Below are 18,066 nucleotides of genomic sequence, written 5' to 3'. Positions count from 1 at the left end.
GTTCAGGCGACCGCCGTGGTTTTGAGGGTCGGACGAAAGTCGAAATCGATCTGGTCGCTGATGCCCAGGTCATGGGCCAATTTATGCAGGCCACTGTAGTCACGCATGATGGTCGCATTCCTGTTGCTCTCGCGGGTGTCGGCAATGATCAGCGCCGCCTCCTCGACCCCGAGCTGCGTCAGAATCGCCTCCCACATGGAGTAGTCCTGAGCGATAAAAGCACTCAGCGCCACCGACAGGTTGCGTGCGAAAAATTCCCGTTGCGTGGGCTGCATGTTGGCGTACATGACCTTCGCCACTTCGGCCAGCACCTTGCTGTGGGCGTACTCGTCGCGGTTGTGCAGTTCGGCCACCCGGCGGTTCTGCGGCTGGATAGTCTGGTCGTCCGCCAGCAAGTCCAGATAGGCGTTGACGCTGATCTCGGCTACCACCGCAAACGTGATCGCCGCCAGATCCCGCTGCCATTGCTCGGGCAGTGCTTCACGCTGGGCTTTCAGGCGCAGGTAAGTGACTGAGGGTGGCAAGTCCAGATCCTGATCCAGCGCCCGGTCGAGTTTGGTCCGTTCAATGGCGCGCAGGTGCATCAGCGTGTGGTAGTGCTCGTCGATCAGGGTCTGTTGCATGGCCTCGCGAAAATGCCAGTCATCCTTGCCCAGATACTGATTGGCGATGACACTGAGTGCCGGGTTGACCACGTGTTCTTCGGCGGTGACGGTGCGCAGGTTGTAGCCGATCCAGCCCCAGGTCACCACGCTGCTTTTGAGCTCGTCGCTCAAGGCCTGGAATTTCGGATGATGGAAGAACGGCACCATGCACTCCGGGTAGTCCGGCCGCGCGGGATCAAAAACTTCTTCCACCTGGCCCCTGTCCGGCGAACACACCGTGGCGCGCTTGGTCCAGGCCTGGTTGAGCCGCACGATCAGTTGATGATCGACCTGGGCGATCTCGATTGCTGTTTGCATGACGCGATACCTGTAAGGCGCGTACCCGCCAGGGGTACGCCAAAAGAATGTAGGGCGACGGAAAAATCAGGCCAGCCAATAGCGGGTCAGGTTGCGCGCCGGGTCAGTGTAACGACTGCGGGCATGGATCATTCGCCAGTTATCCCAAATCAGCAGGCATCCGTCGGGAATCAGCACCGGAACGTTGTGCTCGACGAAGTACGCTTCGCCGAGCACTGCAAACCTGGCCAGCGGCGAGGTGTTGTTGGTCACCAGTGATTGCTGCAACGCTTCCTTGGACGGGTTCACGTCGCCGTAGTGAAACTGGTTGTAGCTGAAGCGGAAAATATCCCCGTCTTCCGTAGGCGTGAGGATGTACTCCTTGACCCGCCGCTGTCCCGGTTCACCCGGTTTGGCGGTGGCGACAAATTCTACCGGCGTGTCATCCAGCCACTCACGCAGTTCCGGTTCACTGCGCTCCAGGGACTTGAGAAATTCGTAGCCGTCCACCAACCCGGTGTGCCCGCCACCGCACCTGGCCTGTTTATGGCAATGCAACGCCAGATAGCGTGGCGGCGGCCCGTACACCGGCGCTTCAGTGTGCGGGCCGATGCCGTTCATGCTCTGGGAATACGGCAAGTCTTCGTAACCCGGCTTGCGGGTAATGGCAAAGGCCGTCTGGCCGTTGAACTGCGGAATGATCCGACCGAACTCCTGCAAGGTGCCTACGACATCATCGGCAAATTCGTCCGGGATCAGCATCGTCCAGCCCAACGTCGACAGTTCTTCGTGACGATGGCCGAGCGAAATGCAAGGTTGAGACGCAACAATCCCTTGGTCTGACATGGTGAGATTCCTGGCGGGTTATCCGGCGTTGACGGTTGAGGTGTAAGCGGCGATGAAGTCGCGGCAGGTGTCACCCGGTCGATAGTGCTGCTCATCGATGCTCTGCACCGGGGTGATTTCGGCGGCGGTGCCGGTGAGAAAACACTCATCGAAGTCGCCAAGCTCTGTAGGCAAAATCGTGCGTTCGACCACCTGGTAGTCCAGCGCTTTGGCCAGTTCGATCACGGTCTGGCGGGTGATGCCGTTGAGGAAACAATCCGGCAGCGGCGTATGCAGCGTCCGGCCTTTGACGAAGAACACATTGGCGCTGGTGGCCTCGGCAACGTGGCCGCGCCAGTCGAGCATCAGCGCGTCGTGGTAACCCGTGTTCTCGGCGTCGTGCTTGCTCAGCGTGGCGATCTGGTAATGCCCGGATGCCTTGGCCTGGAACGGGCTGCTGCTCGGCGGCGGGCGGCGCCAGCTCGCGGTCTTCAAGCGGATACCGGCCATGCGCGCCGCCGGGTCGAAATAGCTCGGCCACTGCCAGCACGCGATAGCCACGTGCACACGGTTGAATCGCGCCGAGGTGGAGATCATCTCGCTGCCACGCCAGGCCACCGGGCGCAGGTAGCCGTCGACAACCTTGTTGCGTTGCAGCAGTTCATGGCTCGCCGCTTCCAGTTCAGCCATCTCATAGGGGATGGCAAAGTCCATCCATTGCGCCGAGCGATACAAGCGCTCGCTGTGTTCGCGCAGCTTGAAAATCCTGCCGTTGTAGACCCGCTCGCCTTCATACACGGTGCTCGCGTAATGCAGGCCATGGGTCAGCACATGCAACTGCGCCCGGGACCACTCGACGAACTCGCCGTCGAGCCAGATAACGCCCTCGCGCTGATCAAACGGGATACTGCTCATATCCATATCTCCCCATTGTTCGTGAATTTTCCTACGCTGTTTCCAGCAACACGGGTATCAATTCCGGCACGGCGGTGAGCTCGGTCTGAAAGAAGAACGCACGCTCGCCGAAGGCCGGTTGCAAGTCGTCGAACCAGGTCACTTGCGGATCGAAGCGCGCGTAGAACGTGCGCAACACCCATTGCGGATTGCGTGCCTGGAGGAACTGCAAGACGAAGACCTTTTCCCCGGCGACGGTCTCGATGCCGTTGATCAACACCTTGCCGTAGAAGGTGCTCATGGACGGCCCGCGCACCGTTCGCGCCAGCCCCGATACCGTGCGGTACGCCGCCTGGAAGATCTCGAAGGCCCGAGCCAGCGGCATCGCGAAGTAGTGGCTGGGCCCGGTGTCACGCTCGACGAACATGTAATAAGGCACCGCCCCGAGCCGCACCCCTTCGGTCCACAACGCCGCCCAGTCAGCGGGGTTTTCGTTGACGTGGCGGATCACCGGCGCCTGCATGCGCACCGTCGCGCCCGTCGAGCGAATACGCTCGATGGCCTGGCGGGCGATGACCTGGCGGATCTCCACCGGGTGGTTGTAGTGGCCCATGATCGACAGGTTTTTCCCCGCCGCGACGATGCGCTGGAACAGCTCCAGCAGCTCAGGTGCATCCTTGTCGCTGACAAAACGCTGCGGCCAGTACGCCACGGACTTGGTGCCGATGCGGATGTTCTTCAGGTGTGGCAAATCCAGCAGCGGCTCGATGTAACCGGCCAGGGAGCGGGTGTTCATGATCATCGGGTCGCCGCCGGTAATCAGCACGTCGGTCACTTCGGTGTGCACCCTCAGGTAACTGACCAGCTCCTGGGACTCACGGGCGTTGAACTTGAGTTCTTCCTCGCCAATGAACTGCGCCCAGCGGAAACAGAAGGTGCAGTACGCGTGACAGGTCTGACCGGCACCGGGGAAAAACAGCACGGTCTCGCGGTACTTGTGCTGGATGCCCGGCAGGACCTTGCCGTTGAGGGTGACTCCGTTGTGGGTCAACTGCCCGGCCGGATGCGGGTTCATGCGCCGCCAGATCGCCTCGATCCGACGCTTGATCGCCGCGCTGTCATCCTGCTCGATCAGTTGTTTGAGCGAGGCATATTCCTCCGCCAGCAACATGTCCTTGTGGGGAAAGGTCATGCGCAAAACCGGATCGTCCGGAATGTTGTTCCAGTCGATCAGCGTGCCCAGCACGTATTCGTTGGTGCGAAACGGCATGACCCTGGCCACCACGGTCATGGCCTCCTGCAACGCCGGCGTCAGCTTGTGCCAGTACGGTGTGTCGCGGATGGTGCGTGAGTTATAGGGTTTGTAGCGTTCGTGCTCCGACAGTCCTTGCATGGCCGCGCTCCTGGTGATTGCCCTGAGTGTTGTTACGCGATGGCCGGCGCTTTGCGCTCTATGTCCATCCACGCCCGAACGCTGTCGCGATCCCACTGGCGACGCACATATGCCGCGAGCCGTGCCGGCACCGGATCGCCGTTGGCAACCAGTCGGTTGAGCATGATTGCCAGGTCGGTGTCGGCAATGCTCCAGTCACCGAACAGATGCTCGGCGCCCTCTTCCAGCAAATGCCCGGCGACGAAGAACAGGCGCTCGACGGCGGCTTGGGCCTCGTCGGACAGCACGGTGTTTTTCTTGCCGAAGTACACCAGGTCAAACGGGCGCTCCTGGCGCACTACCAACAAGTCACTGCGCAACCAGGCCTGCAATTGACGGGCACGGGCGCGCTGGCGAATGTCCTGCGGATAGAGTTTTTTATGCCCCGGGGAGAGTTCATCAAGGTATTCGGCAATCGCCGATGATTCCGACAAGGCAAAATCGTCGTGAACCAGCGTTGGAATCTTGCAGGTCAGCGAAAGATTGCGATAAGTCGCCAGATAGTTTTCGCGTGCTTTTAGATCGACAGTAACAAGTTCAAATGAAAGTTGCTTTTCCTTGAGCGCCACAAAAGCCGACATCGCAAAAGCGCTGACATGATCGGCGCCGACATACAGTTTTAGCTTCCTGTTATCCATAGAACACTCCATTCACTGACTGCAGGGATTAACGTGCATTGGAAGTGATCGTAGTTAGTTGGATGAAGGCTGGATAGATACAGAATTTGCCTGTTTCAATCGATACAGAAAGTTGTTTTTCACCGACAGATACGCAGCGAAAATCCCGGCAATAGCGCTGTAAAAGGCGATACCGGTGGCAGGTCTGAAAAACAAAAAAGGGAGCCAACGATGGTTGGCTCCCTTGGCTGATGCGCTGGGAAATTACGGCTGGGTGGTGATCAGGCCATGGCTGTCGGCAAAGTTCGAAAGCAGTGCCATTTGCGGCATATTGCTCATGTTCAGCATCGCCAAAGGCTCGTGTTTACTGGTGTTAACGAAGCCGTGTCTGGTCCACGCCGGTACCAGTAGCACATCGCCATTGCTGACGTTGACCCCGTCGGCATCGCCTAGGGTCAACACGCCGCTGCCGCACTGGATGACAAACAGATGCCACCAGGAATGGGCATGACCGTTGAGCGTCACACCGGGGTTGAGCCATTGCATGGCGATCGCCATGCCAGGCGTCACTTCACAGCCTTCAATGCTCTTTTCATGAGCCAACGCGACAATATCAACGTCGCTGGCTTCAAGGGTCTGGCGCATATCCGTCAGTTCAGTGCCTTTCCATACCTTGGGACTTGGCGTTCGATGGTGCAGGCTCTTACGAAAGTCCTTATATGAAAAAAACGCACCTTGAAAGTTATCCATTCGCACGTCCTTTCTTATTATTTCCCATACTTTAGCGCTAAACCTTAAGTTAACAGTTCAGCGCTGTAAAGTCTGGAAACAACTTATAAAACCGATGGGCGCAAGGCGGCAATCATGTCCACTTCTATCGCGGCATTCTTGGGTAACTGATAAACACCGACTGTGGTGCGCGTATGTTTGCCGGCATCGCCCAGTACATGGCTGAACACATCCGAGGCGCCGTTGGCCACTTCGCTCAAATCGACAAAGTCCGCCGTGGACTTCACATACACCGTTACCCGGATCAGTGACTTGATCTTGTCCAGGGAACCAATGGCATCGACGATCAACGCCAGCCCACGCATCGCACTGATGCTGGCGGCGGCTTGCGCATCGGCCATGCTGAGGTCCAGCCCGACGCGGCCGGGGTAATGGATCTTGCCGTTCATGCGCGGCACCAGGCCGCTGATGTACAGCTCATCGTGATGACGGATCAGCGGCGCGTAATGCCCGCCTGCGGTGTTTTCGCCGTAAATGTCATAACCAAACTCTTTGGCCAGGGCGATGAAGCGTTCATCGCAGGTCATGTGCTGGATCATTGATCGAACCCTCTTGATCAGTAATGCAAAAAACAGGTGCTTGCTGACTCAACACACGGCGCGAGTGGCCGGTGCCAGGCAAGTCACCTCGATGCGTGACTCAATCACCTCGGCCAGACGCAACAGGTCGTTGCTCAGTTGCCCGTAGTGTTCGTTGAACAACACGATGTGGCCGATGAATGAGAAGTTGTCCTTGACCTGCGCGCTGACCGAGTCACCGATGCGCTTGGCGTACTGGCCTTCCAGCAGTTCAATGCACAGCGAACGGGCCACGGTGGCGATGTCGGGCGTCGCCCGCAGGATGCCGCCGGCCGGCGCCCTGAGCAGGCGAATGCCGCAGTACCCGCGGGCCACTGGCTCATGCTGTTCGGTCTTGCCTTCCACCGCCCAGCGCACCCAGCGTTCCCACGGATCGAAATTGACGAAGGCGCGTTTGGCCAGGTCCCAGATGTGCATGCCGCCGGGGCGCATGTTGGTTTCCACGGCCGAGGTCAGGTTGTCGCTGCGCAGGAACACTTCGTTGTGCCAGGCACCGTTGTCCTGGGAGACCAGCGCCGACATGTGCCGGCCAGCCGCCATCAGCCGCGCCTGCACGTCCACCGACAACGGCGCAGGCACCACTTGCTGGATCTCGGCGCGGTAGGCGCCTTCGGTGGTGGTTTTTTCCGTCACCCAGGTGCTGCCGGCCACACAGTCCCAGCTGTATTCACGGGCGTTCTGCACCAGCGCTTCAAGGACGATGCCGCCTTCGCGGTAAGGCTTCAGGGCCAGCCAGGCGTCATCGCATTCCGACGGGTGATGGATGACGCGACAGCCCCGGCTCGCACCTTCGCAGGCCGGTTTGATGAAGGCCTTGCCGCCCAGTTCGACGACGCGCTGGCGCAGTTCCGACAGGTTTTCGACCCGCGCGGAAAACACCGGCCGGTAATCTCCGGGGGAGGTGCTGGCCGCCGCTTCGAGCCGACGGAAGATCTGCTTGTCCAGGCCCGCCCGCGCTTCTTCCGGGGTGATGCCCGGCAGGCCGAAGTGAGTGGCCAGCGCTGCACCGAGCAGCACACCGCGATCGGAGAACGGCAGTATGCCGATCAGCTTCCAGCTGTCGGCATTCAGGCACCCCACCACCAGTTCAAGGGATGCCGCCACATCTTCTTCCGCCAGCGAAGTGCTGCAGACGTGATCGGCCACCTGGTCGTCATGGGGTTGAATTTGCTCGACCAGCAGGATGAGCCTGGCGTTGTAGAGCGACTTGCACAGCTCGCGCAGTTTCTGGATGTCGTGCACCCGATTGCCGTTGTAACCGACCACTACTACACATGAAGTCGTATTCATAATGCCCCTGACCTGCAAAGTGAAAACCGCAACGGCAATGACTCAGTCATGCAACGACGCATTGGATTTACGGTTGAGCCAGTACCAGGCCAGGATCCCTGCGGCACCGATGGCGGCCAGTACCAGCGCGTTGTACGGCGCCGGCACCACCCGCATGATCAACACGGTCAGCCCGGCCCCGACGCCCAGGGACACTTCCTTGACGAACATGTTGTTCTGTTTGACGGAGAAGTAATCGAGGTAGCTGAAGGCGCATTCGGCAATGGACAGCAGTGCCACCCAGACCAGCGCCCCGGCGAGGGTTTCGACGTGGAACGCGGCAGGCGAAGACAGCACCGCAAAACCGCCGACGATGATCCCGATCACCGCCACGACCTTGTAGCGCCCGGTGCGCTCGATCAGCTTCATCACCGGCACTTGGGCGAAGACCACCACGGCGCTGTTGAGGATCAGCATCAAGCCGTACCAGGCCGGCAACTCGCCGGTCTTGAGCAGGATTGCCTGTGGCAGGATCGAGAACACCCCGAACAGCTTGATGCCCATGATGATCCCGGCGATCACCCAGGGCAGTTTGTTGCCCCAGTTGCTGCCGACCTGAGTGGCCGGGCGGGCTACCACCGGCTCGGTGGTGAATGTCGCGCCGAGGGCGATCGGCAGGCACAGCAACACGAAGGCCGCCGCGCCGAGGAAAAACATCGTCGGCGTGAGAAGCGGCGACAGCAGGATCAAACCGGCCACCAGGCTGCCCAAGTTCATGGCTACGCGGTTGTAGGCCGCGCCTTCCTTGGTCTGGGCCGCTTCGCTCTTGATCAGGTAACCGGCAATGGCAATGCCGTAGGCAAACAACGCGGCAGCAAACATCACCATGCCTTGATTGCTGGTCAGCGCCAGCAGCACCAGGCCAATGCCGGCACACAGCAGCGTGACGCTCAGGGAACGACGGCCAAGTACCAGTAAAGTCAGGGGCAACAGCAGCAACAAGGCGCGATATCCAAGGGCCAGGATGCTGTTGGTGGCCGTGTCGAGCCAGACGTTGGCCTTGCCCAGTACCGCGAACAGCGAGACGGCGGTGATGATCCGGATCGTGAATAACCGCAGGTTAATGACCGGTTTAGCCACCGCGACCGTTGTTTCGACACTCATGCAGCACCTCAGGAACCGGGTGAACGCCCGCCGACAAAGGCTGACATTCAGAAAAGTCTGTAAGGGCATGGTAGAGAGAGAGGCGTGTCCTGATCAGGGCAAGTTCGTATAGAATCCAACGAACTTTACTGCCGGAGAGACCAGTAAAATGCAGGTTCAACGTGCAGTCATTGCCGCCATTGAATTCCAGCCCGGCGCGCCGCTGGTGCAGCAGATCGTCGATCAACTGACGCATGCCATCAGCACCGGGGGCCTGCCCCACGGCGCCAAGCTGCCGCCGATTCGCGAACTCTCCGACTTGATGAACGTGGGCAAGTCCACGGTGGTCGATGCACTGGACCGCATGCGGGCCAAGGGGCTGGTGGTGTCGCGCCAGGGCTCCGGGCATTACGTGCATCGCTCCGAAGCGGCGCTGAAAAGCGGCACCGGCCCGGACCTGCAACCCCAGGACACCCTCAGCGTGATTCGTCGCGCCTTGCTGCTGGACAACGGCGCACTGCGCCCCGGCTGCGGTTTTCTGCCGACCTCGTGGCTACCCGCCGAAGAATTGCAGAAAGCCGTGCGCAGTACCCTGCGAGCAACGTCGTTGCGCATGGGCGAGTACGGCGTGGCCGGCGGTTACTTGCCGTTGCGCCAGGCCCTGCGGGTGAAACTGGCGACCTTCGGCATCGAAGCGCCGGTGGACCAGATCATCACCACCGCCAACACCATGCAGGCCATCGACCTGCTGATGCGCCTGCTGGTCAAACCCGGCGACACCGTACTGCTCGACGACCCCTGCTACTTCAACATGCACGCCAACCTGGCGCTGCACGGGGCCAAGGTCATCACCATCGCACGGGATTGCGACGGCATGGACCTCGACGCCTTCGAGCAACTGCTGATCGCCCACAAACCCGTGCTGTACATGACCAACAGCACGCTGCATAACCCCACCGGCCACTCGTTCACCCCGGCCCAGGTTTACCGCTTGCTGGAACTGAGCCACCGCCATGGCTTCCACATCGTCGAAGACGACCTGTACTGCGACATCCAGCATCGCCGCACCCCGCGCCTGGCCGCCAGCGGGCTGGACAATGTGAGTTATGTCTCCGGCTTCTCCAAGACCCTGACCGCCAACAGCCGGGTCAGCTACACCGTGCTCTCGCCACAATTGGCGGCGCGGATGGTCGCGTTGAAAATGGCCTGCGGTGGCGTGACCTCGGAACTGGCGGAGCAGATCACCTGCACCATGCTCAGCGACGGCAGCTATGCCAAGCATGCGCGGCGCACGGTGGATCGGCTCTATGAATCGAACAGTCGTGTGGCCAGTTGGTTGGCGGAGGCTGGGTGTTCGCTTTCCTCGCTTCCCGGAGAAGGGGTGTTTATATGGGCGCGGTTGCCGGACGGCCTGCATGCCGAAAACCTGGCTCGCCAGGGGCTGGAGAACAATATGGTATTGGCGCCGGGCACCTTGCTGAGCAAAGGGCCGGATGCCAGCCAGTTCCTGCGCTTCAATGTGGCGCACAGTGACAGCTTGCAGGTGCGCGAGCGGTTTTTCCGGTTGCTTGATAAACAAAGCAAGTAACCGACGACCACCGATCTTGTGGGAGCGAGCTTGCTCGCGATGAGGCCGTCACATTCAAAATTGATGTTGCCTGACACGCCGCCATCGCGAGCAAGCTCGCTCCCACAGGGGTTCAGCGTCGTACCCGATATCAGCGATAACGTGGTGAAGGTGCTCGATGCCCCCTGTAACAACCGCGCATGAATGAAAAAGCCCCACCGTTCTCTCGAAAGGAGGGGCTTTGCGCTGCAGGCCGTTTCAATTTTTGGGCCAAACGATGCAGCCTCTTCGCTGCAACCAGAGCTCAGGAAAACATGGCGCGCTGCTCAGCTTCGTAATGCCGGGTCTGAAAAGGCAAGAGGGCTTGGGCTTTTAGGCCGAGGCCCTCACTCAACCCCCAAGAGACAGCGAGTTCATCACGGCGTCGACGCAGTGGCGTGACGGTTTGTAGCATCACGGCTTGCACGGAAGTCGAATGTGCAAAAAGCTCGAGGACATTGAGCGTTTCCGACACCCGGAGATCGGACAAGCAAGTAAATCGAGTGAGTCGCTCGAGCAGATAGCCAGCGCGCCGAACCTCCACTTCGTCAGTGTGACGATTCAAAAAAGCGGTAACCTCGTTTTCAAGATTTGAGTCCGAGTACCAGACAGCTTTGGCGGCGCTCACGAGAGCAGCGTCATCCGCTTGATTTAAAGGTCTTTTTACCAGCGTGTCCAAGGCGGATGAGAGGACGTGGCCGCTATGGGGCTTCGTCATCTGTGCTCTCCAGATAATCATGCAAAATATTAGTGAGAACGGAGATTGGTGGCTCCTTGTTGCCAACATATACATCAATCGCCTGCAATGCCAGTCGACGGAACTCGGTAGTCAAGATGAAACCAGCCCTGAGAAGTGCCTTGATATCACCAATGTCCTGATCGGTCGCTCTGCCCAGTTTGGAGATGGCAATGTCGACAGGTGCTGCGATATGAACGTGCAGCGGGGACTCTATCGGAAACGCTTCAATAGGAAGGCTCCGCTCCCAATAGTCCTCATGTATTGGCCCAAAACTGGTGTTGTATTGCAGGTCGTAGTTCAGCTCCATCAATCGACCGGATCGCTCATCAACAAACTGTTCGGGTATCTCTGCGAGCATGGTTTGCAGGTGTAAACCTTCGGGAACATGAGCCTCATAAATCTCGGCATCGACGTCGGTGGAAACGCGATGATGGGTATAAAGGTGAACAGCGCAGCCACCGAAAACGATAATTTTGACGGCCCCTGGTCCTGCGTTCTCTAGCTCTAGTTCCGCTTCGACAGATTTGAATATTGAAATCAAAGCCTGCCCCAACGCTGTTTCCGTATTAACACGCGGGGTGATTACCTCTGGCAGCTCCATCGTAGATCCTCTGGGATGCTCGTAATAACGGCTCCCGAGGCTAGATAGGCGACTTCCGACCCTCAACCTGAAAAACCCGTGGGAAAGTTCAGGCAAATCCGTAAGCATTTTTGCCGGTCAGGCCGCCTATCGTAAGAGGCCTGTCAGCCCGCGTCGCGGCCATAGCAAGCAGGCTCGCGATGGCGGCAACGCGGTCCCGCAGAAAGCACCCAACAAAAAGCCCCGCTCTTCTCTCGAAGGCGGGGCTTTTCTTTACAGCATCCGACGCTTAAGGCGCGTACGTCAGCAGCAGCTCGGTCGGCACTTTGAAGTCCAGGGACATCATCACGCTCAACGCGGTAATGGTGAAGATCGAGAACACGAACAGCTTGCGTGCCCAGACCGTGTCATCCACTGCCTTGTAGCCGGTCCAGGCCATGTAGAGCCAGTACATGCCCATGGCGGCGGCGACGGCGAGGTAGCTCATGCCGGCGTAGCCGCTGAAGGTCAGCATCAAGGTCGCCACGAGGAACGCCAGGATGTAGAGCAGGATGTGCTTCTTGGCCACCTGGATGCCGCGCTTCACCGGCAGCACCGGAATCGATGCGGCCAGGTAATCGTTGAAGCGGAAGATCGCGATGGCGTAGGAATGCGGCATCTGCCACAGGCTGAACATCACCAGCAGGGTCAGCGCGGCCATGTCGAAGGTGTTGCTGACTGCGACGTAGCCAATCACCGGCGGCATGGCGCCCGACAGACTGCCCACCAGCGTGCCGTGAACCGACTTGCGCTTGAGGTACAGGCTGTAGAAGCCGACGTAGATCACGAAGCCGATGACTGCGAACAGTGCGGCCAACGGGTTGGCCACCTTGTACAACAGTGCAATACCGGCGACACCCAGGACGGTCGCATAGATCAGGGCCAGTTTCAGGGAGATCAAGCCCTGGACCAGCACCCGGTTCTTGGTGCGTTCCATCTTCAGGTCGATGTCGCGGTCGATGCAGTTGTTGAACACGCAACCGGAGGCAACCACCAGGGACGTGCCGATCATGGCGGCCAGGAAGATGGCCAGATCGACATGCCCTTTGGAGGCCAGGAAAAATCCGCCTGCCACAGAAAGCACGTTACCGAAAATGATCCCCGGTTTGGTGATTTGGATAAAGTGCTTGAGGGACATGCGGACTTACCTCACTTCGCCATCATGAACGTGTGGATGCTGAACATGATCCACAGCGACAGGCCAACCAGCAGGACAATCACGATCGCGGCGAAGACAAACGCAATCACGTTGTTTCGCTGCGCGGCCGAACGGTCCAGGTGCAGGAAGTACACCAGGTGCACCAGCACCTGGACGATCGCGAACGCCAGGACGATCAACAGGGTGATCGACTTCGGCAGTGTCGGGTACATCACCAGACCGAATGGAATGGCGGTCAGGATCACCGACAGGATGAAGCCGATGACGTACGACTTGTAGCTGCCGTGACCGGCGTCGTCGTGGCCATGGTGGGAATGAGCTGGGTTAGCCATTTACATAGTCCCCATCAGATAAACAACGGTGAATACGCAGATCCAGACGACGTCCAGGAAGTGCCAGAACAGGCTCAGGCAGCTCAGACGGGTCTTGTTGGTCGAGGTCAGGCCATGCTTGTTGACCTGATACATCATGATCGCCATCCAGATCAGACCGCTGGTCACGTGCAGACCGTGGGTACCGACCAGGGTGAAGAACCCGGACAGGAAGCCGGAACGGCTAGGGCCGTAGCCTTCGGAGATCAAGATGTGGAACTCGTTGATCTCCATGCCGATGAAGCCCAGGCCGAACAGGAAGGTCATGGCCAACCAGCCCAGGACCTGCTTCTTGTTGCCCCGGTAGAACGCCAGCATGGCGAAGCCGTAGGTGATCGAACTGAACAACAGCAGAGCGGTTTCGCCCAGCACGTATGGCAGTTCGAAGATGTCGTGGCCCGACGGACCACCCGCTACGTTGTTAACCAGTACCGCGTACACCGCGAAGATCGACGCAAACAGAATGCAGTCGGTCATCAGGTAGAGCCAGAAACCGTATACGGTCATCTCGCCCGAGTCGTGGTGGTCATCGTGCCCATGGTCACCATGGGCGTGTCCAACATTGGTCACTAAATTCGACATGGTTTAAGCCTGTTCCAACGAGGTTTCAACACGGGTGGCGGTGGCCGGGATTTTCCCTGCCGCTACCAGGCGCTTGTGCTGCTCGGCTTCGATGCGCTCGATCACGTCGACCGGCACCATATAGCCTTGATCATCACGGGCCGCGTGGATCACGAAGTAGATCACGGTGCCGGCCAGGCTAGCGATTGCCAGCCACCAGATGTGCCAGATCATCGCGAAACCGAACACGGTCAACAGCGCGCCCATGACCACACCGGTGGCGGTGTTGTTAGGCATGTGGATCGGCTGGTACTTGGCTGGAGCCTTGTACGCGGTGCCGTTTTCCTTGGCTTCGGTGAACGGGTCGATGCAGTCGGCTTTCGGCAGCACGGCAAAGTTGTAGAACGGTGGTGGCGACGAGGTCGACCATTCCAGGGTGTGGGCATTCCACGGGTCGCCGTGTTCGCACATGTTTTCCGGCTTGTTGCGGTCACGCACGCTGACGTACAGCTGGATCAGCTGGCAAGCGATACCCACGGCGATCATCACCGCCCCGAACATGGCGACGTACAGGTACGGCACCCACTCAGGGTTGGTGGTGGCGTTCAGTCGACGGGTCATGCCCATGAAGCCCAGCGCGTAGAGCGGCATGAACGCGACGAAGAAGCCCGAGATCCAGAACCAGAACGCTGCCTTGCCCCAGCCTTCGTGCAGCTTGAAGCCGAACGCTTTAGGGAAGTAGAACGCGAAACCTGCGATGTAACCGAATACCGCACCGCCGATGATCACGTTATGGAAGTGCGCGATCACGAACAGGCTGTTGTGCAGAACGAAGTCAGCACCCGGGATGGCCAGCAGTACGCCGGTCATGCCGCCGATGGCGAAGGTCACCATGAAGCCCAGGGTCCACAGAACCTGGCTGGTGAAACGCAGACGACCCTGGTAGATGGTGAACAGCCAGTTGAACAGCTTCACACCCGTCGGGATGGAAATCAGCATCGTCGCCAGACCGAAGAAGGCGTTGACGCTGGCACCCGAACCCATGGTGAAGAAGTGGTGCAGCCAAACCATGAAGCCCAGGATCGAGATCGCGCCCGATGCGTAGACCATCGAGTGGTGGCCGAACAGTTTCTTGCCGGTGAAGGTCGAGATGACTTCGGAGAAGATACCGAACGCTGGCAGGATCAGGATGTACACCTCAGGGTGACCCCATGCCCAGAACAGGTTCACGTACATCATCGGATTGCCACCAAGTTCATTGGTGAAAATGTGGAAATCCATGTAACGGTCAAGCGTCAGCAGTGCCAGGGTAGCGGTCAGGATCGGGAACGAGGCCACGATCAGGACGTTGGCCCAGGTGCAGGTCCAGGTGAAGATCGGCATGTCCATCAGCTTCATGCCAGGGGTACGCATTTTCAGCACGGTGGCCAGGAAGTTGACCCCCGTCAGCGTCGTACCCAGGCCGGATAGCTGTAGCGCCCAGATGTAGTAATCCATCCCCACGCCAGGGCTGTATTGCAGACCCGACAGCGGCGGATAGGCAACCCAGCCGGTCTTGGCGAATTCGCCGACGCCCAGGGACAGGTTGATCAGCACCACGCCGGAAACCAGCAGCCAGAAGCTCAGGGAGTTCAGGAACGGGTAGGCAACGTCACGCGCGCCGATCTGCAGCGGCACTGCAAGGTTCATCAGGCCGGTGAAGAATGGCATCGCCATGAAGATGATCATGATCACACCGTGGGCGGTGAAGATCTGGTCGTAGTGTTCAGGTGGCAGGTAGCCAGGCGAACCCTCGGTGGCCATGGCCAGCTGGGTACGCATCATGATGGCGTCGGCAAAGCCGCGCAGCAGCATGACCATGGCGACGATGATGTACATCACGCCGATTTTCTTGTGGTCGACCGACGTCAGCCACTCGGTCCACAGGTAGGTCCACTTCTTGAAGTAGGTGATTGCAGCGAACAGCGCCAGACCACCGAGCGCGATCATGGCGATGGTCACCATTACGATCGGCTCGTGGAACGGGACTGCTTCCCAACTTAATTTACCAAACATCGTTTACTCCTCTGCCCCGGCAGCTGAATGCGAGTTCATGTCCATTCCTTGCGTAGCGGCCACTTCTTTCTCTTCTTTCTCGTGCTTCACTTTCGGACCCGGTTTCATGCCTTCGTACTTGTCGACGATGGTCTGGAACAGGTTCGGCGTCACCGAGGAGTAGAGCTCGACTGGGTTGTTCTGGCTTTGCTTGGCAAGGGCTGCGTATTCAGCTTGTTCAAGCTGCTTAGGTGCCTTTTTGACTTCACTTACCCAGGCGTCGAAATCTTCCTGGGAAGTTGCGATCGCTTTGAATTTCATACCGGTGAAACCCGCGCCGCTGTAGTTGGCGGAGATACCGTCCATCTCGGCGTTCTCGTTGGCGATCAGGTGCAGCTTGGTCTGCATGCCCGCCATCGCGTAGATCTGGCCGCCCAGTGCAGGGATGAAGAACGAGTTCATCACGGCGTCGGAAGTGATCTTGAAGTTGATCGGGGTGTGCGCCGGGAACACGATCTTGTTGACCGTGGCGATGCCTTGTTCCGGATAGATGAACAGCCACTTCCAGTCCAGCGCGACCACTTCGATGGTCACAGGCTTGACGTCGGATTCCAGCGGCTTGTACGGGTCAAGGGCGTGGGTCGACTTGTAGGTGACGTAACCCAGGGCAATGATGATCAGCACTGGAACAGCCCACACCGCGATCTCGATCTTGGTGGAGTGGTTCCATTTCGGGGTGTAGGTAGCGTTGGTGTTGGACGCGCGGTATTTCCAGGCGAACAGGAAGGTCATGATGATGACCGGAACGACGACCAACAGCATCAGCAGCGTTGCGGTGATGATCAGGTTTCGCTCATCCAGACCAACCTGGCCCTTGGGATTGAGCAAGGTCATGTTGCAGCCTGACAGCAACAACGTGCCGATCAGCGGCAATAAGCCTAGTAGTCTGGGGTACCTGTTTTTACTCATCTCACGACCTCTAAAGCAGCTTGCGCAATGCAGTTGGGTTTTGATCGCCAACACTTCACCCTGCCAAGGGTTGGCATTTTTCTTGGATTGAATAAGGGCATGCCCGTCGTGCGTCAGACGCTGTACGACAAATCCCGGGCCTGCGGTGAGTTCTTATTCGAATACGTGGTCAAAGGCCTTGTTACAGACCAATTCCATTTGGTGCGGGTAATTGGAGGCTCCGACACCTGGGAATCGCATGAAGCCACCAGACCTCTCGACACCCTGTTTCTGCTCACCCCTGGTTAAGATTTGAGCAGTGCCGGGAATTCAGTGCGGGCGATTGTAGATATGTAACGTTCCATAAACCATGTCTCATCCCGAAATAATTTTTATCCGAAGCGGCAACAATCATTAACCGTTTTCGCAAAAGTGGCGCATCTTATCGAAATTAATTCTCAACAAAAACACCAAAATAAGTAGGTCTTCCACCCACGGTTCAGACAGTATCGTGTCCCTCTTCTCGGCCCTTGACCTTGCCCAAGCCCCGATATGACGGGGGCTCTGGCCATTCGCCAGAGCCTGTTAAAACTGCCTGTTCGTGCCCGTAATGGAAAAAACCGGAAGCCTGCAAAACAAGCCAATTTCGTTACGTTTCCATGCACCAATCCGGCCTTCTCGAACGCCCTGCGGCGCTCACTCTGTGACAACATGTCGCACACGTGTCGCACCCTTGATTGCCACCCGTCACAGTCTTTTTACCCGGCCTCTGAAATGTGCTCTGCAAGACAAAAAAAACCCCGGCCCTCTCTTCGAGGACCGGGGCTTTTTTGTCCGACAATAGGAGGCGGCAGTTGACCTCAGCGCAGCGTTTTGCGGTTACGCGAAGTCAGCAACGGCACCAGCACCACGATCAGCACGAAGGCAACCAGCGCCCACTGCGCCAGCGACAGACCGAGGATCGGCGGGTATGGCGTGGAGCAGAAACCATCGACCTGGAAACCCAGCGGGAAGATCTTCGCCAGCGGCAAGTCATCGACAATCGGTTGCAGCACATCGATGCCGCAGCTGACCGCCGGATAGAACTGCGTATAGACGTGATGCCCGGCAACGCCTGCACCTGCCACTGCACAAATCACCACCAGGGTTTCAAACACCGTGATGCTGCGACGGCCGCGCATGGCCGCGCCGATGAAGGCAAAGATCGCGATCAGCAGCAACGCGTAACGTTGCAGGATGCACAACGGGCAAGGGGCCTCGCCCAGAACAATTTGCATGTACAGCGCGCCGCCGATCAGCGCCAGGCAAATGATGCCCAAAAACACCAGGTAGCGCCGTTCACGCCCCAACCGCATGGATTCATCGCTCATCGCGTTTCCCTTCAATATTTCGATTGCCCGTCAGTCTACACGCTGGCCCGGACCTTTGAGAGTCTGGCGCATGTGAGGGGGATTCGGGGGGAATAGACGATAAGGCGGTTAAGAAGGGATTAACTTTCTGACTTTTTTCAGTTCAGGACCGAGGTGAAGCAATCGCGGGCA

19 protein-coding genes are annotated in these 18,066 nt (G+C 58.6%); 2 read left to right on the top strand and 17 right to left on the bottom strand.

All coding sequences use genetic code 11. The features are described 5' to 3' along the window. Positions 1–2 precede the first annotated feature (2 nt). From AC1Q6Y_RS19635 to AC1Q6Y_RS19595, 9 genes are all read right to left on the bottom strand, one after another. Positions 3–962 (bottom strand): diiron oxygenase, encoded by a 960-nt coding sequence (locus AC1Q6Y_RS19635; protein WP_057716347.1) that lies wholly within the window; start codon positions 960–962, stop codon positions 3–5. Between the two features lie 66 nt (positions 963–1,028). Continuing rightward, the gene (locus AC1Q6Y_RS19630; RefSeq protein WP_492625005.1) at positions 1,029–1,787 is read right to left on the bottom strand and encodes a TauD/TfdA family dioxygenase; all 759 of its coding nucleotides are present in this window, start codon (positions 1,785–1,787) and stop codon (positions 1,029–1,031) included. Positions 1,788–1,805: 18 nt separating this feature from the next. Then, complete coding sequence (locus tag AC1Q6Y_RS19625; protein ID WP_492625004.1) at positions 1,806–2,681, bottom strand: branched-chain amino acid aminotransferase; 876 nt, start codon at positions 2,679–2,681, stop codon at positions 1,806–1,808. Positions 2,682–2,712: 31 nt separating this feature from the next. Further along, the gene (locus tag AC1Q6Y_RS19620; RefSeq protein WP_349733646.1) at positions 2,713–4,053 is read right to left on the bottom strand and encodes a KamA family radical SAM protein; all 1,341 of its coding nucleotides are present in this window, start codon (positions 4,051–4,053) and stop codon (positions 2,713–2,715) included. Positions 4,054–4,085: 32 nt separating this feature from the next. Beyond that, entirely contained in the window at positions 4,086–4,730 is a 645-nt protein-coding gene (gene yfcF, locus AC1Q6Y_RS19615; protein ID WP_492625003.1) for a glutathione transferase, read from the bottom strand. Between the two features lie 243 nt (positions 4,731–4,973). Beyond that, a complete protein-coding gene (locus AC1Q6Y_RS19610) occupies positions 4,974–5,459 on the bottom strand; it encodes a cupin domain-containing protein (protein ID WP_492625002.1) in 486 nt (161 codons plus the stop codon). Between the two features lie 83 nt (positions 5,460–5,542). Further along, complete coding sequence (locus tag AC1Q6Y_RS19605; protein WP_046040191.1) at positions 5,543–6,037, bottom strand: RidA family protein; 495 nt, start codon at positions 6,035–6,037, stop codon at positions 5,543–5,545. A gap of 48 nt (positions 6,038–6,085) precedes the next feature. Continuing rightward, the gene (locus AC1Q6Y_RS19600) at positions 6,086–7,366 is read right to left on the bottom strand and encodes an ATP-grasp domain-containing protein (protein WP_492625001.1); all 1,281 of its coding nucleotides are present in this window, start codon (positions 7,364–7,366) and stop codon (positions 6,086–6,088) included. 42 nt (positions 7,367–7,408) lie between these two features. After that, complete coding sequence (locus tag AC1Q6Y_RS19595; protein WP_492625000.1) at positions 7,409–8,509, bottom strand: MFS transporter; 1,101 nt, start codon at positions 8,507–8,509, stop codon at positions 7,409–7,411. A gap of 148 nt (positions 8,510–8,657) precedes the next feature. Here AC1Q6Y_RS19595 and AC1Q6Y_RS19590 point away from each other — a divergent pair, with 148 nt between their 5' ends. Beyond that, positions 8,658–10,076 carry an aminotransferase-like domain-containing protein gene (locus AC1Q6Y_RS19590; protein WP_090453166.1) on the top strand — a complete coding sequence of 473 codons (1,419 nt, stop codon included), beginning with the start codon at positions 8,658–8,660 and terminating at the stop codon, positions 10,074–10,076. Between the two features lie 283 nt (positions 10,077–10,359). Here AC1Q6Y_RS19590 and AC1Q6Y_RS19585 read toward each other — a convergent pair whose 3' ends face one another. The 7 genes from AC1Q6Y_RS19585 to cyoA all read right to left on the bottom strand — a co-directional run bounded on the left by AC1Q6Y_RS19585 (position 10,360) and on the right by cyoA (position 16,546). Further along, on the bottom strand, positions 10,360–10,812 hold the full coding sequence (locus tag AC1Q6Y_RS19585; RefSeq protein ID WP_492624999.1) for a hypothetical protein: 453 nt from the start codon (positions 10,810–10,812) through the stop codon (positions 10,360–10,362). Then, positions 10,796–11,434, bottom strand: a complete 639-nt coding sequence (locus tag AC1Q6Y_RS19580; RefSeq protein WP_218494955.1) for a DUF6036 family nucleotidyltransferase — start codon at positions 11,432–11,434, stop codon at positions 10,796–10,798. The genes AC1Q6Y_RS19585 and AC1Q6Y_RS19580 overlap by 17 nt, the downstream gene beginning before the upstream one ends. A 268-nt stretch (positions 11,435–11,702) precedes the next feature. Continuing rightward, positions 11,703–12,590 (bottom strand): heme o synthase, encoded by an 888-nt coding sequence (gene cyoE, locus AC1Q6Y_RS19575; protein WP_492624998.1) that lies wholly within the window; start codon positions 12,588–12,590, stop codon positions 11,703–11,705. A gap of 11 nt (positions 12,591–12,601) precedes the next feature. Further along, positions 12,602–12,943: a cytochrome o ubiquinol oxidase subunit IV gene (cyoD, locus tag AC1Q6Y_RS19570; RefSeq protein WP_090453161.1), complete on the bottom strand. Its 342-nt coding sequence runs from the start codon at positions 12,941–12,943 to the stop codon at positions 12,602–12,604. Beyond that, a complete protein-coding gene (locus tag AC1Q6Y_RS19565) occupies positions 12,944–13,564 on the bottom strand; it encodes a cytochrome o ubiquinol oxidase subunit III (RefSeq protein ID WP_030128695.1) in 621 nt (206 codons plus the stop codon). It lies immediately after the preceding gene. Positions 13,565–13,567: 3 nt separating this feature from the next. Then, on the bottom strand, positions 13,568–15,598 hold the full coding sequence (gene cyoB, locus AC1Q6Y_RS19560) for a cytochrome o ubiquinol oxidase subunit I (protein ID WP_015093557.1): 2,031 nt from the start codon (positions 15,596–15,598) through the stop codon (positions 13,568–13,570). Positions 15,599–15,601: 3 nt separating this feature from the next. Further along, positions 15,602–16,546: a ubiquinol oxidase subunit II gene (gene cyoA, locus AC1Q6Y_RS19555; protein WP_057716359.1), complete on the bottom strand. Its 945-nt coding sequence runs from the start codon at positions 16,544–16,546 to the stop codon at positions 15,602–15,604. 27 nt (positions 16,547–16,573) lie between these two features. On the opposite strand from cyoA, the gene AC1Q6Y_RS19550 reads away from it, so the two are divergent. After that, positions 16,574–16,834, top strand: a complete 261-nt coding sequence (locus AC1Q6Y_RS19550; RefSeq protein WP_057716360.1) for a hypothetical protein — start codon at positions 16,574–16,576, stop codon at positions 16,832–16,834. 551 nt (positions 16,835–17,385) lie between these two features. On the opposite strand, the gene AC1Q6Y_RS19545 is transcribed toward AC1Q6Y_RS19550, so the two are convergent. Continuing rightward, positions 17,386–17,895: a disulfide bond formation protein B gene (locus AC1Q6Y_RS19545; protein WP_057716361.1), complete on the bottom strand. Its 510-nt coding sequence runs from the start codon at positions 17,893–17,895 to the stop codon at positions 17,386–17,388. Between the last annotated feature and the right edge of the window lie 171 nt (positions 17,896–18,066).

The organism is Pseudomonas sp. GW823-FHT06E10 (assembly GCF_058794995.1).
The sequence above is the reverse complement of the archived record's forward strand: the minus strand, read 5'-3'. Positions and strand labels throughout refer to the sequence as shown.

Excerpts from the sequence above, each read along its gene's own strand:
- AC1Q6Y_RS19585 (WP_492624999.1), bottom strand. The coding sequence starts at position 10,812 with ATGACGAAGCCCCATAGCGGCCACGTCCTCTCATCCGCCTTGGACACG.
- cyoB (WP_015093557.1), bottom strand. The coding sequence starts at position 15,598 with ATGTTTGGTAAATTAAGTTGGGAAGCAGTCCCGTTCCACGAGCCGATC.
- AC1Q6Y_RS19545 (WP_057716361.1), bottom strand. The coding sequence starts at position 17,895 with ATGAGCGATGAATCCATGCGGTTGGGGCGTGAACGGCGCTACCTGGTG.
- AC1Q6Y_RS19550 (WP_057716360.1), top strand. The coding sequence starts at position 16,574 with ATGCAGTTGGGTTTTGATCGCCAACACTTCACCCTGCCAAGGGTTGGC.
- AC1Q6Y_RS19590 (WP_090453166.1), top strand. The coding sequence starts at position 8,658 with ATGCAGGTTCAACGTGCAGTCATTGCCGCCATTGAATTCCAGCCCGGC.
- AC1Q6Y_RS19595 (WP_492625000.1), bottom strand. The coding sequence starts at position 8,509 with ATGAGTGTCGAAACAACGGTCGCGGTGGCTAAACCGGTCATTAACCTG.
- AC1Q6Y_RS19610 (WP_492625002.1), bottom strand. The coding sequence starts at position 5,459 with ATGGATAACTTTCAAGGTGCGTTTTTTTCATATAAGGACTTTCGTAAG.
- AC1Q6Y_RS19635 (WP_057716347.1), bottom strand. The coding sequence starts at position 962 with ATGCAAACAGCAATCGAGATCGCCCAGGTCGATCATCAACTGATCGTG.
- cyoA (WP_057716359.1), bottom strand. The coding sequence starts at position 16,546 with ATGAGTAAAAACAGGTACCCCAGACTACTAGGCTTATTGCCGCTGATC.
- cyoE (WP_492624998.1), bottom strand. The coding sequence starts at position 12,590 with ATGTCCCTCAAGCACTTTATCCAAATCACCAAACCGGGGATCATTTTC.
- AC1Q6Y_RS19620 (WP_349733646.1), bottom strand. The coding sequence starts at position 4,053 with ATGCAAGGACTGTCGGAGCACGAACGCTACAAACCCTATAACTCACGC.
- cyoD (WP_090453161.1), bottom strand. The coding sequence starts at position 12,943 with ATGGCTAACCCAGCTCATTCCCACCATGGCCACGACGACGCCGGTCAC.
- AC1Q6Y_RS19630 (WP_492625005.1), bottom strand. The coding sequence starts at position 1,787 with ATGTCAGACCAAGGGATTGTTGCGTCTCAACCTTGCATTTCGCTCGGC.
- AC1Q6Y_RS19565 (WP_030128695.1), bottom strand. The coding sequence starts at position 13,564 with ATGTCGAATTTAGTGACCAATGTTGGACACGCCCATGGTGACCATGGG.
- AC1Q6Y_RS19605 (WP_046040191.1), bottom strand. The coding sequence starts at position 6,037 with ATGATCCAGCACATGACCTGCGATGAACGCTTCATCGCCCTGGCCAAA.
- AC1Q6Y_RS19600 (WP_492625001.1), bottom strand. The coding sequence starts at position 7,366 with ATGAATACGACTTCATGTGTAGTAGTGGTCGGTTACAACGGCAATCGG.
- AC1Q6Y_RS19580 (WP_218494955.1), bottom strand. The coding sequence starts at position 11,434 with ATGGAGCTGCCAGAGGTAATCACCCCGCGTGTTAATACGGAAACAGCG.
- yfcF (WP_492625003.1), bottom strand. The coding sequence starts at position 4,730 with ATGGATAACAGGAAGCTAAAACTGTATGTCGGCGCCGATCATGTCAGC.
- AC1Q6Y_RS19625 (WP_492625004.1), bottom strand. The coding sequence starts at position 2,681 with ATGAGCAGTATCCCGTTTGATCAGCGCGAGGGCGTTATCTGGCTCGAC.